Annotated in this window: 20 protein-coding genes; 6 read left to right on the forward strand and 14 right to left on the reverse strand. The window is 36.5% G+C overall.

The window, feature by feature from the left end; all coding sequences use genetic code 11:
• Positions 1-590: 590 nt before the first annotated feature.
• Positions 591-1112 carry a VOC family protein gene (locus ACTYA4_RS00985; protein ID WP_443479667.1) on the reverse strand — a complete coding sequence of 174 codons (522 nt, stop codon included), beginning with the start codon at positions 1110-1112 and terminating at the stop codon, positions 591-593.
• Between the two features lie 117 nt (positions 1113-1229).
• Positions 1230-2276 carry an NADH:flavin oxidoreductase/NADH oxidase gene (locus ACTYA4_RS00990; RefSeq protein ID WP_443479668.1) on the reverse strand — a complete coding sequence of 349 codons (1047 nt, stop codon included), beginning with the start codon at positions 2274-2276 and terminating at the stop codon, positions 1230-1232.
• Between the two features lie 193 nt (positions 2277-2469).
• On the opposite strand from ACTYA4_RS00990, the gene ACTYA4_RS00995 reads away from it, so the two are divergent.
• Positions 2470-2889 (forward strand): MarR family winged helix-turn-helix transcriptional regulator, encoded by a 420-nt coding sequence (locus tag ACTYA4_RS00995; protein WP_443479669.1) that lies wholly within the window; start codon positions 2470-2472, stop codon positions 2887-2889.
• A 272-nt stretch (positions 2890-3161) separates the two neighbouring features.
• Here the strand turns inward: ACTYA4_RS00995 and dacB are convergent, their stop codons facing one another.
• On the reverse strand, positions 3162-3983 hold the full coding sequence (gene dacB / locus ACTYA4_RS01000; protein ID WP_443479670.1) for a D-alanyl-D-alanine carboxypeptidase/D-alanyl-D-alanine endopeptidase: 822 nt from the start codon (positions 3981-3983) through the stop codon (positions 3162-3164).
• Between the two features lie 480 nt (positions 3984-4463).
• Here dacB and ACTYA4_RS01005 point away from each other — a divergent pair, with 480 nt between their 5' ends.
• On the forward strand, positions 4464-4997 hold the full coding sequence (locus ACTYA4_RS01005) for a sigma-70 family RNA polymerase sigma factor (protein WP_443479671.1): 534 nt from the start codon (positions 4464-4466) through the stop codon (positions 4995-4997).
• Positions 4990-6012 carry a DUF4179 domain-containing protein gene (locus tag ACTYA4_RS01010; RefSeq protein ID WP_443479672.1) on the forward strand — a complete coding sequence of 341 codons (1023 nt, stop codon included), beginning with the start codon at positions 4990-4992 and terminating at the stop codon, positions 6010-6012. Before ACTYA4_RS01005 ends, ACTYA4_RS01010 begins: the two co-directional genes overlap by 8 nt.
• Positions 6013-6170: 158 nt before the next feature.
• Here ACTYA4_RS01010 and ACTYA4_RS01015 read toward each other — a convergent pair whose 3' ends face one another.
• The 11 genes from ACTYA4_RS01015 to ACTYA4_RS01065 all read right to left on the reverse strand — a co-directional run bounded on the left by ACTYA4_RS01015 (position 6171) and on the right by ACTYA4_RS01065 (position 15987).
• On the reverse strand, positions 6171-7139 hold the full coding sequence (locus ACTYA4_RS01015; protein ID WP_443479673.1) for a DMT family transporter: 969 nt from the start codon (positions 7137-7139) through the stop codon (positions 6171-6173).
• Between the two features lie 11 nt (positions 7140-7150).
• Positions 7151-7810 carry a GntR family transcriptional regulator gene (locus ACTYA4_RS01020; protein ID WP_443479674.1) on the reverse strand — a complete coding sequence of 220 codons (660 nt, stop codon included), beginning with the start codon at positions 7808-7810 and terminating at the stop codon, positions 7151-7153.
• Between the two features lie 327 nt (positions 7811-8137).
• Positions 8138-8356 (reverse strand): carboxymuconolactone decarboxylase family protein, encoded by a 219-nt coding sequence (locus tag ACTYA4_RS01025; protein WP_443479675.1) that lies wholly within the window; start codon positions 8354-8356, stop codon positions 8138-8140.
• A gap of 10 nt (positions 8357-8366) precedes the next feature.
• On the reverse strand, positions 8367-9116 hold the full coding sequence (locus ACTYA4_RS01030; protein ID WP_443479676.1) for an ABC transporter permease: 750 nt from the start codon (positions 9114-9116) through the stop codon (positions 8367-8369).
• Positions 9117-9878, reverse strand: a complete 762-nt coding sequence (locus ACTYA4_RS01035) for an ABC transporter ATP-binding protein (RefSeq protein ID WP_443479677.1) — start codon at positions 9876-9878, stop codon at positions 9117-9119. It lies immediately after the preceding gene.
• A gap of 261 nt (positions 9879-10139) precedes the next feature.
• Positions 10140-10481 (reverse strand): DUF1048 domain-containing protein, encoded by a 342-nt coding sequence (locus ACTYA4_RS01040; RefSeq protein WP_028402823.1) that lies wholly within the window; start codon positions 10479-10481, stop codon positions 10140-10142.
• A 71-nt stretch (positions 10482-10552) separates the two neighbouring features.
• Entirely contained in the window at positions 10553-10873 is a 321-nt protein-coding gene (locus tag ACTYA4_RS01045) for a PadR family transcriptional regulator (protein WP_443479678.1), read from the reverse strand.
• Between the two features lie 480 nt (positions 10874-11353).
• Positions 11354-11947: a hypothetical protein gene (locus ACTYA4_RS01050; RefSeq protein ID WP_443479679.1), complete on the reverse strand. Its 594-nt coding sequence runs from the start codon at positions 11945-11947 to the stop codon at positions 11354-11356.
• 24 nt (positions 11948-11971) lie between these two features.
• Positions 11972-13354: a DEAD/DEAH box helicase gene (locus ACTYA4_RS01055; RefSeq protein WP_445505410.1), complete on the reverse strand. Its 1383-nt coding sequence runs from the start codon at positions 13352-13354 to the stop codon at positions 11972-11974.
• A gap of 376 nt (positions 13355-13730) precedes the next feature.
• On the reverse strand, positions 13731-14789 hold the full coding sequence (gene murG / locus ACTYA4_RS01060; protein ID WP_443479681.1) for an undecaprenyldiphospho-muramoylpentapeptide beta-N-acetylglucosaminyltransferase: 1059 nt from the start codon (positions 14787-14789) through the stop codon (positions 13731-13733).
• A 397-nt stretch (positions 14790-15186) separates the two neighbouring features.
• Complete coding sequence (locus ACTYA4_RS01065; protein WP_443479682.1) at positions 15187-15987, reverse strand: HAD family hydrolase; 801 nt, start codon at positions 15985-15987, stop codon at positions 15187-15189.
• A gap of 242 nt (positions 15988-16229) precedes the next feature.
• On the opposite strand from ACTYA4_RS01065, the gene ACTYA4_RS01070 reads away from it, so the two are divergent.
• The 3 genes from ACTYA4_RS01070 to ACTYA4_RS01080 are packed head-to-tail and all read left to right on the forward strand — an operon-like array spanning position 16230 to position 18104.
• Complete coding sequence (locus tag ACTYA4_RS01070) at positions 16230-16610, forward strand: GntR family transcriptional regulator (RefSeq protein ID WP_443479683.1); 381 nt, start codon at positions 16230-16232, stop codon at positions 16608-16610.
• Positions 16607-17473 carry an ABC transporter ATP-binding protein gene (locus ACTYA4_RS01075; RefSeq protein WP_443479684.1) on the forward strand — a complete coding sequence of 289 codons (867 nt, stop codon included), beginning with the start codon at positions 16607-16609 and terminating at the stop codon, positions 17471-17473. Before ACTYA4_RS01070 ends, ACTYA4_RS01075 begins: the two co-directional genes overlap by 4 nt.
• Positions 17463-18104 carry an ABC-2 transporter permease gene (locus ACTYA4_RS01080; RefSeq protein WP_443479685.1) on the forward strand — a complete coding sequence of 214 codons (642 nt, stop codon included), beginning with the start codon at positions 17463-17465 and terminating at the stop codon, positions 18102-18104. Before ACTYA4_RS01075 ends, ACTYA4_RS01080 begins: the two co-directional genes overlap by 11 nt.
• The last annotated feature ends 222 nt before the right edge of the window (positions 18105-18326 follow it).

Raw genomic sequence — 18326 nt, forward strand, 5'->3', positions numbered from 1 at the left:
GAGAAAAACTCCCTTCCTACTTGTCTTTATCTTCAACAATCGGGCCAGATTGTTGAGCAAGGTTTTCAATAAAATTGGATAATTTATGTTTAAATATAGAGTAGAGATTGTGAATGTTTGCACTTAAACAAAAGGTTAGTTGAAGAAGAAATTTCCTTTTCCATGAAAATAGGTATGCTAATATACACACCTAATAACTACTATGGTGTAGGTTAATTGCTAAACGACTTAATGCAGCATATCTACATACGACATTTAAAATGGGAGACAATAATAAATTTAAATAATATATTAACTTCTACGATGTGTACTTAAAGTATATGGTAAACAATTTTTTAGAGAAAGAGAACTTTATGAATAATTGGGGCAGTCTTATTTAGTTTTTGAGAATACACAATAGATACAAAAAATTTTAAAAAGTATAGGATGGTTAACTGTTCATCATTACTTGTCTGGCATCATTTATTTAGTTAACGAATAAGAAATATGGTTACTATTTCAATGAACAAAAAGCGCATTCCTATATTTATAGAAATGCTGCTTTTTGAGTTATTTTATATTTTAAATATGACTAGTCACCAAATTAGCCATTAAGGTGTAAAACGTTTTGCTTCACTCTCTACCGGATAATTTAATCCATTTGGTGTATAGCTAATGAGTTCGATTAACATTCCCCAAGGTGCACGGCCATATACAAAATGTCCTGTTCCATCTTCAACATCTCCTAACAATTCGCCAGGATCATTTAATAGCTCTCCGCCTGCTTCAACGAAACGATTAGCAGCTTCTTTTATGTCATCCACATAGAAGCCAAAATGTTGAACACCGTAATCAGAAGCAATAGACGGTTGTCTTTGATCAGTATCTACGTATTTAAATAGTTCGATACTAGCACTGTTTTCGAAAGAAAGTATACGCATATGGACAATTCTTGTCCCTTTTTTGAGGCCTAATGTTTTTTCTACATCTGGTCCGGCTAAAGGTTCATCTTCTAATTTTTTATTATCATAAGCAATTTTAGCGTCAAAAGCTTTTTTAAAGAAAACTGTAGCTTCTTCGATATCGGGTACTGTTACTCCAATATGGTCAATGCCTCGTGTAATGTTTGTCATGTTGTAAAATCTCCTTTGTTAAATGTTTTATTAGTATCAGTATTGTTTTAAAAGCGTATGCACACATTTTAAAACGAGACTATAGAGTTATTTAAGAAAGAAATGCTTTATAAAACGTTATCGAATTGCTCTTTCGTACTGTACAGGAGGTGTTACTGTTCGAGCTACTACTTTTATAGCGTGCAATCCCCAATATGGGTCATTTAACATTCCTCTAGCTACAGCTACAAGATCTGCATCTCCATTTGCAAGTGTAGCTTCTGCTACCTGTGCGTCACTTAAGTTACCTACTGCAATAACAGGAATATTTAATGCTTCTTTAAATGCACGTGCAAAAGGTACTTGATAAGCCGGATGATTTGCTGGCTTTAATTCGCCTGGAGGTCCTTCTCCACCACTTGAAATATGGAATATATCGATACCGGCATTTTTAAATTCTTTAGCCATTTCAATAGCATGTTCAATCTTATAACCGCCATCTATATATTCAATAGCTGACATTCTCATAATAAGGGGCATGTCCTTTGGCATAACACTGCGCACAGCTTGAACAACTTCCACTCCAAATTTAGATAGATCTTGACCATACTCATCAGTGCGATTGTTAATTGCTGGTGATAGAAATTGATGCATTAAATAGCCATGTGCACCGTGAAGTTCAATTGTGTCAAAGCCAGCTTCAACAGCTCGACGTGCAGCCTCCTTAAATTGAACTACTGTTTTTTTAACTTCTTCTGTTGTCAAAGCTCTTGGTGGTTTTAACTCTCCATTTTTGCTTTCTTCTGGTAAAGGTTCCACCGTGATCTCTGAGGGACCTACTGGTTGATTTGCATCTTCAGCTTTTCGACCAGCATGTGCAATTTGAATACCAATTTTCGCTCCGTATTTATGAACTTCATTGACAATTCTTTTATAAGCAGGAATTTGTTCGTCTGACCACAACCCTAAATCTCCATTTGTAATACGCCCCTCAGGATCAACACTTGTCATTTCAACGATGATAAGTCCTGTTCCACCTATTGCTCTTGAAACATAATGAACAAAGTGCCAGTTGTTTGGAGTACCATCCTGTTTATCTACTGAATATTGACACATAGGTGCCATCACGATTCTGTTTTTAAGTTCTAACCCTTTTATGGTAAATGGCGTTGGTAAAGTTGCCATAAAAATCATCTCCTTCATTTAGTTGTTTGTGCAAGCAACTAATTTAGTATTATATTGCTTGCGCATGCAAGTAATAATAATTCAATCCTATATATTTGTCAAACATTCAGTATGGTAGATAAAAAATTAGAAAACATAACACATGACATGTTATAGTGATTTTATATTTAGTTGTAAAGTAGGGTGAATTGTTTTGAAGAATTCTGACCATATAGTTGATTCCTGGGTTAATTATGCTAAGTTTTATTCTAGATTACAAAGTAGTATTGATTATGCGTTACAACAGCAATACCAACTAAGTTTAAACGAATTTTATTTTCTGTACTACCTTTCCAAAGCAGATAATCAGACACTAAGATTGTCTCAACTTCAACCTAAAGTTGGTCTTAGTCTTAGTGCAATATCTAGGCTGGTAACACGCATGGAAAGTTATCAAAATAAACAAATTGTAAAGAAATCCACATATTTAGAAGATAAACGGAGTAACACTGTTACGCTAACAAATGAAGGAGAAGAATTGCTCGCTTTAATTGAGGTGACGTTAAACGATAAATTACGCGGATTTTTAACAGATAGTGACTTAGAACACATACTTAAAATTGCAAATGAATAAACATTAGATAGCTGTTATTTTACTATAACTGAACCTTTCTGTAATAAAAGAAACTGTGAAAAGAACAAGAATGTGAACTAATTCACTTAAACTATCGGGTGCAATAGTTAAAGATGAAGGTCGCTGCGGCGGTCTTTTTTTGATGAACTAACTGGCAGCAATAGTGAAAGAACATTATTATTATCTTTTAAGGTTATCTTGAAATCGAGTCTTCTGTTAAAGGACGCGATTGTTGAGGAGTATTCCTAATAAATAGGCTGTTTACATATTAGTCATGTATAATATGTTAAACAGCCTATGTTTATTGTTTTTTTAAAATTTAGGTCTTGATAAATAATGATATTACTGCCATGTTCCCGGCTAAAATGCAGCTCTTTTTTTCCTTCTTTTTGTACGGTTTTTGTTTTATTGATGATGTTTACTTCATTCGTTTGCGGTTTGACTGTAAGGTTTGCAGTTTGCCCCGCTTTTTTTGAAGGTGTAACTTCTGCAATTACGGTCCCTGCATCATAGTCTTTGTTTGGTGATGCGGTTAATGCGGAAATTTTGGCGCCATAATAGGTGGATTCATCACTCCATGCTAAATCAATAGATAGAAGGGTGGAATCATACCAGCTGCTGTCAGCAATAAGATTACCGGTAACTTGCTTTATACCTTTGTTCTTTAATGTTTTGGCAAGCTTATCTAGTTCAACAGCATCAAGGCTGGTATCCCCTTTTCCCTTTAAATAAAGATCTCCATGCAATATCCCATTTTTTACGATCCCATCTGTATACAATTCTGTTTTAAATCGATAATTTTCCCCTAAAATGGCTAATGCAGTCGCTGCTGTTAATAGCTTCATATTAGAGGCTGGCGCCAATCTTGTGTTTCCTAAATGCTCATAAACAATCACTCCGCTGTTTTGGTCACGAATGCTAATAGCTGCTAGACTTCCTTTCAAATCAGGTTCACTTGTCAAAATGGTGTGAATATCGCTGCTTAACTTGCTTGTATGTCCAGTTGCTTGAACATGCTGATTTCTGCTCCCGTTTAATTGTATGATGAGAGAAAAAACTAGCATAAATAACAATATTTGTTTTGTGGATTTCATTCATTTCTCCCCTACTTTTATTATTCAGCTAATCAGTATGGGCAAAAAATCGCTGATATAAACGAATCTCAGTAACTATCGGCAACTTAAAAATAAAGTTTTTTTTAAAAGAAATAGTTATTTAATATATTGTATTATTGTATAGGTTGCATGCCTTTTTCTGTGAATACATAACAGGTAAGTTAGCCTATTTTCCCGCTAAATTATTTAACTTAATTTAAAAAATAAATGATTAAACTTTTGTTTAATTACAAATAAAGTCGGTTAAGGAATAACTTTAATATTTTATTTTTCTCAATTTTAATGAGTGCTTATGAGGAAAAAGCGTCATGTATTTATGATGGCTGTTTTTGAATTTTAAGTAGTTCAGTAAATGTATGTTAGAAATTAATAGAAGTAGAAATGTTGCTGTTTTTAATTATATTGCAACGTTTTCACTTCCCTATTCGACTTTATGGTGTATCGGAGGGGATAGTCAAAATGGATATTGCTAAATTAGTACAAAATGCGAAAAAGGGTAATGATGAAGCGTTTGAACAACTGATTAGTTCTGTTCGCCATAAATTGTATCGAACAGCCTATTCATATGTTAGAAATGAGCAAGATGCTCTTGATATTTATCAAGAAACAATTTATAAGGCATATACTTCTTTAAAGTCATTGAAAAAACCAGAGAGTTTTCAAAGCTGGATTTTAAAGATTCTTGTTTTCAAATCTATTGATTTTATTCGAAAAGATTCACGCCATTTTACTACAGATAATACTGAGATATTTGCAGAGCTAATTTCTAAAGAAAACGTTGATTATATAGCTCATTCAATGGATCTTTCGGATGCTTTTAAATTCTTGGACCCTAAATATAAGACCATTATTTTATTAAGGTATTATCACGATCTGTCTATTAAGGAGATTGCGACCATATTGAATTATCCGGAAGGCACGGTAAAATCCTACATCAATAGAGCGAAAAAAGAGCTAAAACCGATTTTAAAGGAGGGCTATATGTATGAATAAAGAAAAATTTAGTCGTTATATTGATGATATTAATGTACCAGAAGAACTATTAATGGAAAGAGAAAGGGTTGCTATGTTCCAAGCGAAGAAAAAACGAAAAATTGGTAAGAAAACAAAACCCATGATTCTTATTGCATCCGGTATTTTTATCTCCTTATTCGGATCCGGCTTTATTTTACCTGGTGCGGCAGAGGCATTATCCAAATTACCACTTATTGGTCCTATTTATGAACAATTTAATGACGTTGCCTCAGAAAAGATTCAAAATGATAATCTCTCTACAAAAATTGAAAAAAAGGATAGTCATGATGGGTTAACCATGAATGTGAAGGAAGCAGTCTATGATGGTGGGCGTTTAGTAGTAACTGTAGAGTACGAAGGAAATAAACCTTTTTCAAATAATGAGGCAAACACAGGTTTTAGTTATATAACCATCAATGGAAAAGAAGCTAATGTTTCCATAGGTTCTTCTAAACAAACTTCAAAGGATTCTAATATTATTGTTCAGTATCATGAATTCACTTTAACTAATTATGATGAGTTTGGTGATGAAATCGCTGTTGCTGTCCATGGGGAAAATTTATTTGGATATAAAGGTAAGTGGAAAGTTGACTTCCCACTTGAAAAAGTAAATGGAAATATACACGAGTTCTATCCAGAAGTAAAGGCTGAAACAATGGACAAGGTTTATGTTTTAAAAGCTGACAAAATATTATTTTCCCCCCTATCAACAAGAATAGACTTAACGGTAGATTACCCTGCTGAAATGGATGAAAACGATACATGGCCATGGTTCGAGTTCTCTGTAGTCGATGATACAGGTAAAGTATATGAGGGAATAAAATTGCAAGAAGGCATGGCAGGAAACAATGGACGCCATATGATTCTAGTTTTGCCTCCAATGGATAATATACCTCAATCTTTGACTTTCAAACCTAAAGATGTTGATAATGAAGGTCAAAGTGAAGAAATAAAGGATTTAGAGTTGGTCGTTCCATTGGATAAACTGAAATAAAATGGTCATTCTAATCAACTTTTTGTTGCAACTCTTTGAAGTTTGACTCAGTATTTTAAATGAAGTGTTGTGCTTTAAGAAAGAAGACAAATTCTTTTACGAAAACAAATCCCAACTGTCCAGATGAAAAGTTGGGATTTGTTTATTTTTAATAGACTTTATGCACTTACATCTTTACTGCGTATAACTTCCCCTCTATGAGAAGTAAAACTATGTAAAATCATCCCAAGCATAATAATCAACATGCCACACCACGATAACACGGAAGGAAGCGGTGAAGCTAATAAATAGATTTCTCCGATCACAGCGAAAAGTACTTCCATCGATTGAGTCGCTTCTACTGCAGCTAGCTTTTGCATGTCTCCTTTCACTATATCCGTTGCTTTGAAAAATAATATCGTTGCAATTACCCCTGAGCTAAGCGCCACTAAAAAAGATTGCATTGTTTGCTCTTTACTTGGTGCTCCTGTTGTAAAAAAACTGTACAATGATAGCATTAACCAAAATGGCAGGCTAGCCAAAGTCATTCCTAACACCCTTTGAAATACATCTAAACGCTCTCCACAAATCTCCATCATTTTACGGTTGCCAAGTGGGTAAGCAAAAGAAGCAACGATTACTGGGATAATGCCTAACATAATATCGGTTGCAGAAAGATGTTTTGCTTGGTCCACTTGCATAAAGATAATCCCAAGAAGAATAACGAGGGACATAGCCAAACCTTTCATCGGTATTTTGCCTCGTTCTTTAAGAAGCCCTTCTGGTGTTTGAATCGTCTGTATAAACAAAGGTGCTAGTAATGATCCAGATATGATCGTTATTTGCCATGTTCCAGCAATGATCCATCCTTGAGCATGTGCTGCAGCAAAGCATAATGGCGCATAAAATAGTCCGAATCCGACAAAACTCCATAAAAACCATGGTTTTGGATTTTCTCTCATCACTTGTAATAGAGAAGTTAAATTTTTTCTAACTATTACAATAAGCAAGAGGAATGGAATCATAAATATAAATCTCAGCGATGCACTCCACATCCAGTTTCCTCCCGATAATTCCATTGCTCGATTAAGAATAAACGTAAATGCAAAAAAGAAAGCAGCACAGCTGCCTAAAAAAATTGGACGCAAGTAAATTCACCTCATTTTGTTTGATCAGTCAGTATTTTTCCAAGGCTTAGCCAGTTTTGTTCCACCAAATGCACTGTTTCTTCTAAATTATTATGTTTACAGGTTTCGATAATTTGTTGATGCTGCTCTACTGACTTTAAACCATTTACAGACGTAAATTGCGAAATCTCAAGGCGCTGAATCTTTGGGATGCTTCTTTCTAATGCAGTAATAATTTCAGGATTTCCTGCCGCTTCTAAAAAAACATCGTGAAATAACTCATCTGCTTCCATTGCTTTAAAAACATCTTTTTTCTCAATCGCCTTTAGCAGAGCATGATTATGGAACTCTAACGCTTCAATATCCGCTTCTTTTATGAACGGAACTGCTAAACGAGCAGCTAAAGCGTGTAAAGCTGCTACAACAGTAAATGCATGTTTCGCCTCCTCTAGATTTAATGGAGCAACGCGAGTAGATGAACCAGGGATGGATTCTACAAGCCGATCATCTTCAAGACGTTTTAGAGCTTCTCGAACAGGAGTGCGGCTAATACCAAATTCCTCTGCTAGTTCTTTGTCATTTAAACGCTGCTCTGGCTGTAATTCCAATGTAATAATTGCTTTTTTTAACGTTTGATATACTTCTTCTCTCAGTGACATCCGTTTAATTGGCTTTATCTTAACTTTTTTCATAAAACCAATATATCGAATATTGGATTTTTATTCAATTTAATTTTTTATTTTAGGGGTACTACCGACAAAACACGAATATCGTATAATATCCGTGTATTGTCGGCGGGAACGCATGCCCATCAAGTTAACTATTGTTCAAGAGGATTCCTAAATAAAATGTGTGCTGTTTTTAAGTAATAAAATAGCCCTCAATCGAAAAAAACTATGGATTACATTCCAACTAAAATGTAATCCATAGTTCCTTAACTTAATGACATTGATTACCAAAGCGGTTTTGCTTCGGAATCTACTCTTTTACTGTCAATTTTATCTATGGGCTTTATTCTTTTAGTTTCTCCTCCTGCGAAAGAGCACTACCCGCTGTAAATTCTTTTTAAGCATGCATGGCAAACCTAGCGTTGGGATAAGTGATCGAGCCGCACCAATCACACCAATTTTGAGGGTTTCCATGATTTCGTCGATGGTTGCCCCGGCATTTAAGCAGCCTTCCATGTGATAGCAAATGCATTCATCGCAGCGGCTGACTATTGATATGGCTAATCCCATAATGGTGTACTTACCCTAACTTACGTTTAAATTCTTTACTGGCGAAGAAGTAAGCGATGACCATGATGCCGACGCACCAGGCAAGCGCGATCCAGATACCGTTGCCAACAGACCCTTCATACAAGAGGGCACGAATCGCATTCACGATTGAAGTCACGGGCTGGTTCTCAGCGAACGCACGGACAATTTTAGGCATGGTTTCGGTGGGGACAAAGGCCGAACTGATAAACGGCAGGAAAATCAGTGGATACGAGTAGGCTGTCGCCCCTTCCATAGACCCTGCTGTTAATCCGGGAATGACCGCCAGCCATGTCAGCGCAAGCGTAAACAGCCCGAGTATCCCAGCTACCGCGAGCCAATCCAGGATATCAGCGCTGGAACAGAAGCCCATCAAGAGCGCGACGAGGATAACCACCACGACAGTAAGCGCATTGGAAACAAGCGAGGTCAACACGTGAGCCCACAATACCGACGAGCGCTTGATGGGCATGGTAATGAAACGCGCCATCAGCCCGCTCTTTACATCCGTAAACAGCCGCACGGAAGTGTAAGCGACGCCGGATGCGATAGCCATTAGCAAGATTCCCGGCAATAAATAATTGACGTAGTTGTCCGTGCCTGTCTCTATGGCGCCGCCAAATACGTAGACAAACAGCAGCATCATCATAATCGGCGTAATCGCCACCGTAATAATCATATCCGGGCTGCGCATGATGTTGCGCATTAAACGCCCTAGTAATACCCCTGTTTTGCTTTTCATTTACATCTCCTCCTTTTTGCCGATGATCGCGAGGAAAATTTCCTCCAATGTCGGCTGCTTCTCGATGTACTCCACTTTCGCTGGCGGGAACATCTCTTTGAGTTCGGTAAGGGTACCGGTCGTGATGATTTTTCCGCCATGCAGGATGGCGATACGGTCCGCCAGTTGTTCGGCTTCCTCCAGGTACTGGGTCGTCAGCAAGATGGTCGTGCCGCCGCCGGCAAGCTCCTTGACGGTATCCCAGACTTCAAGCCGTGCTTCGGGGTCAAGCCCTGTCGTCGGTTCGTCGAGAAAAATGACTGCTGGCGTCCCGATCAGACTCATAGCGATGTCAAGCCGGCGCTTCATCCCGCCGGAATACTTATCCGCCCGGCGGTTGGCCGCATCGGTCAGGCTGAATCTTGCAAGCAGATTGTCGGCGACTTGAGCGGGATTGGAAACTCCCCGCAACTTGGCGATCATCATCAGGTTTTCCCGCCCGGTGAGCATGCCGTCTAAAGCTGCGAACTGCCCTGTCAGGCTGATACTCTGGCGAACATGATCCGGTTGACGCTGGACGTCAAAGCCGCAAATACCTACTTCGCCGCCATCGGGCTTCATCAGCGTCGAGAGGATGTTGACCGTCGTCGTCTTGCCCGCTCCATTTGAGCCCAGCAGTGCGAAAATTTCGCCACGCCGCACCTCAAAATCCACCCCCTTTAAGACTTCCTTGTCTTTAAAGGATTTTTTTAACCCTTTTACAGAAATCGCTGCATTGCTCATACTTTTTTCCTCCTTATAAAAAGCGCAGCAAGGCCGCTTGCGAGATCCGGAAATTACGGAGCTTTGTCTGATAAGCGAGCGGGTTGCTCTCACGGAGTAATTATCCGGTCGAGCGTCTTGCGGAGCTAGATTGCCTATACTCTTCTATTTAGTATGACTGATAATCTGTATAACTTATTACAAGGTTGAAAATATAACTGAATAGCGAAGGTGGCAATTCACATTTGTAACCAGCTATTCAGTCGGTATTATCTATTGAATTTATTTTTTTCCCAATCGCTTCATGATACTCTGATTCAAATCTTCACGATACTTGGCGACATAGGTTTTAGCGTTTGCCACTAGTTCGTCGGCAAAGGACGCTACGTCGTCCCCAGTGATTTCCAGCACTTGTCTGCCTTCCGCCGCACCGGCTTCGAACAACTCGATTAATTCATACTGTATGTGCAGCATATCCATCCCGCCTCCCGCTGAGAAATTCCACATGTAGTTTTGAATTTTCTTAAATACAAACTGGTAGTCCTCTGGCAGGGCTTCAACCCGTGCCATCATCATCTTGTACTCTTTTTTATCACCAATCATTTTTTTGAACATTTCCATCATGTTATTTTTCCTCCTTTTTTATAAAGCTGAACAAGACACTCCAAAAATATCGGACGGAACATCTTATGAAGCTAGATTGACTTTAAGACGTTGATTTTTGATGATACAAAATTCCACTTTTTCCAAAACAATTCAAGTTCCTGGCGGCCAGCCTCATTAAGTGAGTAAAACTTGCGGGGCGGCCCCATATCTGACGGCTTCTTTTCTATGTTCACAAGTTTTTTCTTTTCTAATCGCACGAGGATGGTGTAGACCGTCCCTTCCACAACTTCGGTAAACCCAAGCTCGTTCAAGCGGCGGGTAATCTCGTAGCCATAGGTTTCATGACGGCTGATGATTTCCAGTACGCAGCCTTCCAGCGAACCCTTCAGCATTTCAGTTAAATTTTCCATGTTCATAGCCTCATTTCAGTTAATTTTTCCATTTCATAGCCTCCCCTATTTTGTCTGACTTATATTCAGTATAACTTAGTACTAAGGGGATTTTTACTGAATAGCTATTGGGAAATCACGCTATTCAGTATTACTTATTACATGTACAGTGTAACACTGAGTAGAGGGGGTGTCAAATAATTTTCTTAAAAATACTTTTGTAACCTCACTATTCAGTGGTGTTGGTATCCAGTGTGACCTACTACAGGTAAATCGTAACACGTAGTAGTCGGACTGTCAACTGGATTTTCTAAATATAGGGTAGCACCACATCGCCATCAAGCTAACAAGAACGAGTTACCCCAAAACGATAAAAACAAGCAACATGCACAAAATTTTCGTTCTGGGGGTATTATGATATCTTAACTTGATGGTCATGCGGCGGGACCCCTTTGTAGAAAAAAAGAAGCCACACATAATGTGTAAGCCCCTAAGGTAGGATCATGATAATTTATCTTCTATTTCATCTTCCATTTGAAATAAAAATAAATAGACTAATTGCAGCGCTTCATTAATTTCCATGTCTTTCGAAAAAGTGTTTAACGCTTCAATTGGAAAATTAACTTCCCATAACCCTTCTTGATCATTAAATAGCAGGTTATATGTAAGCCCTTCTTTTTTTATGGATTCGTTAAAATAAGAGCGAATGGCATCTCCCAACTTTTTAGGCAATTTTAATCCAAATATTACTTCGTACGTTCGAAAAACAGAATCGACCTCAAATATTAACCCATCTATACCAATTATTTCAAATGTATCAGTTTCGAGATACAAATAATGATCTAAATGCTGCTCAAAATAGTTCATTTTCTCTGATAAAAAATCTAGATTGATGTTATCTTGAATCCTTTCATCGCTTTCTTTATTCACCAGCTCGAGATATAAATTTTGAAATCTTGCTGGAGAATCTGCTAAAGCAATCTCTGCTTCTCCTAATAATGATTGTTTAAATACATATGCCTTTTCTTCTGAAAATAAAGGATATTTTTGATTATTTTGATTTTCAATATAGCGTTGAAATTGTTTTTTTAACATGTTGTTCCTCCATGCGGAAAAAAATTATTTTCTTTTTGATTTTTTCGGCTTGAAAATAGCACTACCGGTTGCTTTTCTATTTCTCCCTTTTAATAAAGGCTTTTCTGTTTTTCTGTTTTGGTTTCCCTCGCTGTTCCCTCGAATGGACGGGGAGGATTGCTTTTTTGCCGTTCGGTTTTCCGATGAAAACGTATTTTCCTTCGATTTACCGGTTGTCTTTCGACTTTTTGAAGTTCTAACCGGTTTTGTAGGAGAATATTGATTATTCGCAGTTGCTTGCTTTTTCTGTTCTGTTTCTTTTTTTGGCAGCTGCATTTTCTCTATTTTGATTTGTAATTGCTTTTCGATTGTATCTAATAAAGGTCTGTCTTCTGAAGTATAAAAAGTAATAGCAATGCCTTCAGAACCTGCTCGTCCAGTTCTGCCAATTCTGTGTACATAGCTTTCTGCATCTAACGGAATATCATAATTAAAAATATGGGTAATCCCATCGATATCGAGTCCTCGTGCAGCTACATCCGTTGCAATCAGCAATTGAAATTTCCCTTCTCTAAACTCTTTCATGACTTGCTCTCTTTTTCCTTGTGAAAGGTCACCGTGCAGCTCACTGCATGAAAAATGATAAGCTTTAAGTGCTTCATATAATTTGCTTACCCGCCGTTTTGTACGGCAAAATATAACCGCCATAAACGGCTGTTCCTTTTTAATGATCGTCATTAAGGCAGCTTGCTTTATACGAGGCGGCGTATGGATACACTGTTGTTTTACCGTTAACGCTGGCCCCTGCTTTTTTTCCACCGTAATATATGTCCCATTATTGGTGTATTTTTTCGCTAATTGTTTGATGTCATTTGAAATGGTGGCGGAAAATAACAGCGTTTGCCGCGTTTTTGGTGTTTGTTTTATAATAAAATCGATTTCTTCTAAAAATCCGATATGCAGCATTTGGTCGGCTTCATCTAGTACAAGGCAAGTTAGTCGGCTAAGATCAATCGTTCCTCTTTTTAGATGGTCCATCAGTCTTCCAGGTGTTGCCACGACAATGGAAATTCTTTGCTGAAGGCGATGTAATTGTTTTTCGACGTCTTGTCCTCCATATGCCGCTAATACTTCAATATCGTCGCTTTTTATCTTGTTTATCTCTTCTGTTATTTGAATCGCTAACTCTCTTGTTGGACTAAGAATTAATGCTTGAATATAAGTCGCTTCCTTGTTTATTCTTTCCAATATAGGCAAAGCAAACGCAAATGTTTTTCCTGTCCCAGTTTGTGCTTGCGCAATAATATCTTTTCCGTTTAAAATGGTTGGAATTGCTTGTTGTTGAATCGGTGTTGGTTTCTTAATATGATGTTTTTTTAACGTTTCCTGCAACAAAGAAGAAATTCCTAATTGTTGAAAATCCTGCAAATGTATCCCTACTTTCTAAATGCCGCTAATTGCGACTGAACATTACTTATTGTGGCTTTTTCCAGCAAAAATAGCAAGAAAAAGCTGCGAAAAATCGTATTATCAAGTACAAAAGCGCAAGCGCCTTGAACAGCTCTGAAGAAAAATGTTCACATGACTCAAAAAGTGCTTTTTACTTTTAGAGGCATGGGGTTATTTTTCACAAGAGCTAGGCGCTGGCCGGCTAAATACGCCACGTCCTGTGGCGACGCCGGCACTAGTACATCCTGTACGTCGGAGCTGGATGCGGACACAACCGCCAAGTTATCCACAATCCCATTTCGTTTATAATTTCCTAGACGATTAGAAAAAGCTTCCCAAAAGGAAGCCAATTTCATTAATATTTTTTTAATTCCTGTAAAATTTCTGTTAGTCCACCATTTTTTACATTAGAATTCATTGCTTGTTTAATGGCTGCTTGTTTTTCATCCAATTGCTGCACAGTCTCTAAAAATGTTACAGAAGTTAAATTTTCCTCTTCCAACGTTAAGGAAAAACCTTTCTTCGTAAAAGATTTTGCGTTTAAAATTTGGTCTCCCCTGCTCTGTTGTTTACTTAGTGGAATAATAAGCATCGGCAATTTTAAAGCAAGAAATTCGAAAATCGCGTTGGAACCGCCTCTTGTGATAACGAAACTAGTTGCTGCTAAAATATCGGCTAGTTCATCATGTACATATTCTAACTGTTTATAGCCTCTATTTGTTGTTAACGCTTCGTCTACATTGCCTTTCCCGCATAAATGGACAATTTGATATTTTTTTGTTAATACGTCCAAGTTTTCGCGAATCGCTTTGTTAATTTTTTTAGCACCTAAACTTCCGCCCATAACGGTAATAATAGGTTTGCTGCTAGTAAAGTCTAAAAAGTGTCTTCCAGCTGTAGCAGAGCCTGTTAAAATATCTTTACGAATCGGAGATCCGATACAACTGCTTTTTTCTTTTGGCAAATAGTTTAACGTTTCTTCAAAAGAAGTAAATATTTTTGACGCAAAACGCATCGCAATTTTATTGGCAAGACCAGGCGTCAAATCACTTTCATGAATAAGAACGGGAATCTTTAACATGCTTGCCGCAATGACTACAGGTACAGAAACAAATCCTCCTTTTGAAAAAACAACATCCGGCTTAATTTTTTTTAGTAATTTTCTAGCATCATAACAGCCTTTTAATACTTTAAAAATATCCTTTACATTTTCAACAGACAAATATCTTCTTAACTTTCCGCTGGAAATAGAATAATAAGGGATGTTGATTTTTTCAATTAGTTCCTTTTCAATCCCTTTTTTTGAACCTATGTAATGGATATCCCATTCATTTTTATTTAATTCCTTTATAATGGCTAAATTTGGGGTAACATGTCCCGCAGTCCCTCCGCCAGTAAAAACAATTTTCTTCAAAATTTCATCATTCTCCCTACGTTAATTCCTTTTATGAATCTTATTGTAATTCTATGTACTATACCAATTAAACATTATAAATTATTTTATAGAAAAATGCTTGAATAATTGGCATTATATAACGCTCTTTTCGTATAGATTGTTGTTATTTACCCCACAGCCTGAATACACTTCGCTTTCCGCGGACGAGTGCCGAGCCTCCTCGTCGCTATGCTCCTGCACAAGTCTCGTCTTTCTTGCTTTTCTAAGCAGGAGTCTACGTGTATTCAGGGTGCTCAGTGCTTTAGCCACGTTTATTATTTTATTCAAAAACATCAAACTTTTAGAAAACAGCCTTATATAAAAAACGTTTCTACTTAGGGACAGTAGAAACGTATGTACATTATCTCAAAATACTTTACACCAATTTTAATATATGCTCAATAGCGTATGCTACTCCATCTTCATTATTGCTTTTCGTTAAATCGCTTGCGCTTTTTTTAATTTCATCTGGTGCATTTTCCATCGCAAAGGAGCGGGTAGATACTTCAAACTGAGTCACATCGTTTCCACCGTCCCCGAACGAATAAATTTCCTTAAAGGTTACATTTTTGATATTTTCATATCTTCTAATTGCTTTTCCTTTTTGTGCATCGTTGGAAGTAATTTCACAGTTATTTGGAAAAGACGAGGAAAACGAAATTGTTTTGTAGTTTCGCAGTGTTTGTTTTACTGACTCAATTTTCGCAATTTCCGTTTCGGCAACAACCGCAATGATTTTATATATTTTGATGCCTTCTATTTGTGGAATGCTGTCATAATTTTGGGCATCAAACATCTTTTGGATTTCATCCCATGCTTTCCCTCTTAACTGAGGCAATGTTGCTGGAAATCCACCTTGATTCGTATAAACAAGAAGGCCGACGTCTAATTTTTGTAAATCGGCTAAAAGCTCGTAATATAGGTCAGTTGTTAGCGTTGTTTCGTATATTAACTCTCCTGTTGGAGAATACATCATGCTTCCATTTAAGCAAAAAATCGGAACTTCTAATTCTGAAACACCTGCAACTTTGATTACATCCGGATATTGTCTGCCCGTATTTAAAATAACATGTACATCGTTATCCTTAAGTTTTTGTATTATCTTTTTATTTGCTTCCGTAATTTCATGATGATCATTTAATAATGTACCATCTAAATCAATCGATACACATTTCATTTTGGTTCTCCCCCTAAATTCTTTAGTGTCTATAAATTATATGTTCATAATAGCACAGAAAGCAGCGTACATGCTTTGATTCTTTTTTCAATAACTTTGTAGGTAGTTGTTCACGAGCAGTATATCACCTATTTTCTAAATGTGACATTTTTATGAACTTCCTTAATTTGGTTGAAGAAAATGATCATTGTGTATATACTGTGTATTAAATATATATACAGTTGAAAAACGAGGTAATTTTCATGAACATTATTATTCAAAATCTTTCCGATAAGCCTTTGTATCAACAAATTAAAGAACAAATCAAATCTGCCATCTTACGTCAAGAATTAGTCACTGGAGAACAGCTGCCATCTATTCGTTCGTTAGCAAATGATTTACAAGTGAGTGTACTCACGACAAGAAGAGTATATGAGGAGCTTGAAAAAGAAGGTTTTATTATTACGAAAGCTGGCAAAGGATCTTTTATTGCACCAGATAATCTAGAAATGTTAATAGAATCCAAAAAATATATGATTGAAAAAAAACTAGCAGAAGCATGGAAAATGGCAAAAGATTTCGGCATATCAAAAGAAGAATTATATCAAATGATGGATGTACTTTTTGAGGAGGAAGAAAAATGAATACGATATTACAAGTGGAAAACTTAGACAAACAATTTAATGGATTTTGTTTAAACAACGTATCTTTTTCTTTAAAAGAAGGCTGTATTACTGGATTTATTGGCGTTAATGGTTCAGGGAAAACCACAACAATCAAAACAATATTAGGACTATATACAAAGGATAATGGAAGTATCCTATTTAATGATAAGGACTTTACAAAAGCCGAAAAGGAAATAAAAAATCGAATCGGTGTTGTCCTAGATGAGGGATATTTATATGAAGAAATGACGTTAAAGGAAATGAAAAGCATAATTGCTCCTTCCTATTCAAACTGGGATGAAACCGTTTTTTTAAGCTATATAAAAAGATTTCAATTACGTTTAGACCAAAAAATTGCCACTTTATCAAAAGGAATGCGCATGAAATTTGCTCTTAGTTTAGCTCTTTCCCATCATGCTGATTTATTGATCATGGATGAACCAACAAGTGGACTTGACCCATTAGTTAGAACAGAGCTCTCTAAGATATTGTTAGAATTTATGGAGGAAGAAGGAAAAAGTGTTTTCTTTTCTACCCATATAACAACTGACCTAGATAAAGTGGCAGATATGCTTATCTTAATTGATGATGGAAAAATTGTCTTAAATGAAAGCAAAGATGACTTATTAGACAGACATCGAGTCGTTAAAGGAGACAAAAGGTATTATACAGATGATATCCAATCTTTATTTATAACGAGTCAACAAACACTGTATGGCTTTGAAGGTTTAACCAATCAAGTAGATGTGGTAAAGAAAAAAATACCGGATATTATTACCGAACGACCAACGATTGAACAAGTGATGCTTGCATACATTGGAGGTAGTTGTCATGCTATTTAATTTAGTGAAAAAAGACTTTATTTTAGTCAAAAAATATCTAATATTTATGCTGGTGTTTTCGATCGTAGCACCTATATTCATTTATTCAAAGTTCGATGTAAGCAATGGAAGCAGTATTAGTTTTTTTATAACGGTGTTTTATGTCGAATTTATTTTATTTAGTTCTGTTTCCATGATAGAAACAAAATACAAAGGTGCTGCACTTCTATGTACTACTCCCTATACTCGCAGTGGAGTTGTAAAAGCAAAATATCTTTTTATTTTAGTTATTTTTCTAGGGTGCTATTTGTTGTATCAACTTGCAGTACTATTTGGTGCTTCTCGTGGTTTAACAACACTATCTATCTTTTCAACCGGTATCAGCTTACTTATTATCACCGTCTTATTTGGCATACTTATACCGGTTCAAATAAAGCTTGGTTATATAAAAACAAAAAATATTTCTATGTTCATCGTGTTTATCACGCCATTTGTACTTCCGCATTTAATGAAAAATATACCAATACATCAGTTGACAAACTTCAAACTATCTAGCTCTATTGAGGAATGGATTCCGTTTATTCTTGCATGTTTAGTTTTTTTAGTATCGATGCAGATTTCTCAAAATCTATATAATGGAAAAGACTTATGAAAATCTTATTTCAATAAAAATATTAAAAAGATCTCGTTCTAGGCAAAGAATTATCTAGTTCGAGATTTTTCTATTTTTCCGGCATTTTCGAGTAAATATTCGATAAGAAGCAATAACATATTCGAACCTAGATGTCCTCCCGATTTTTTACGAAAACAATTAGTAATAAAAAAACAATAAAAAGGGAAAATAAGATAAGACTTTTGAAACGATATTATTTTT

It is taken from the genome of Niallia yueguangensis (assembly GCF_052663115.1).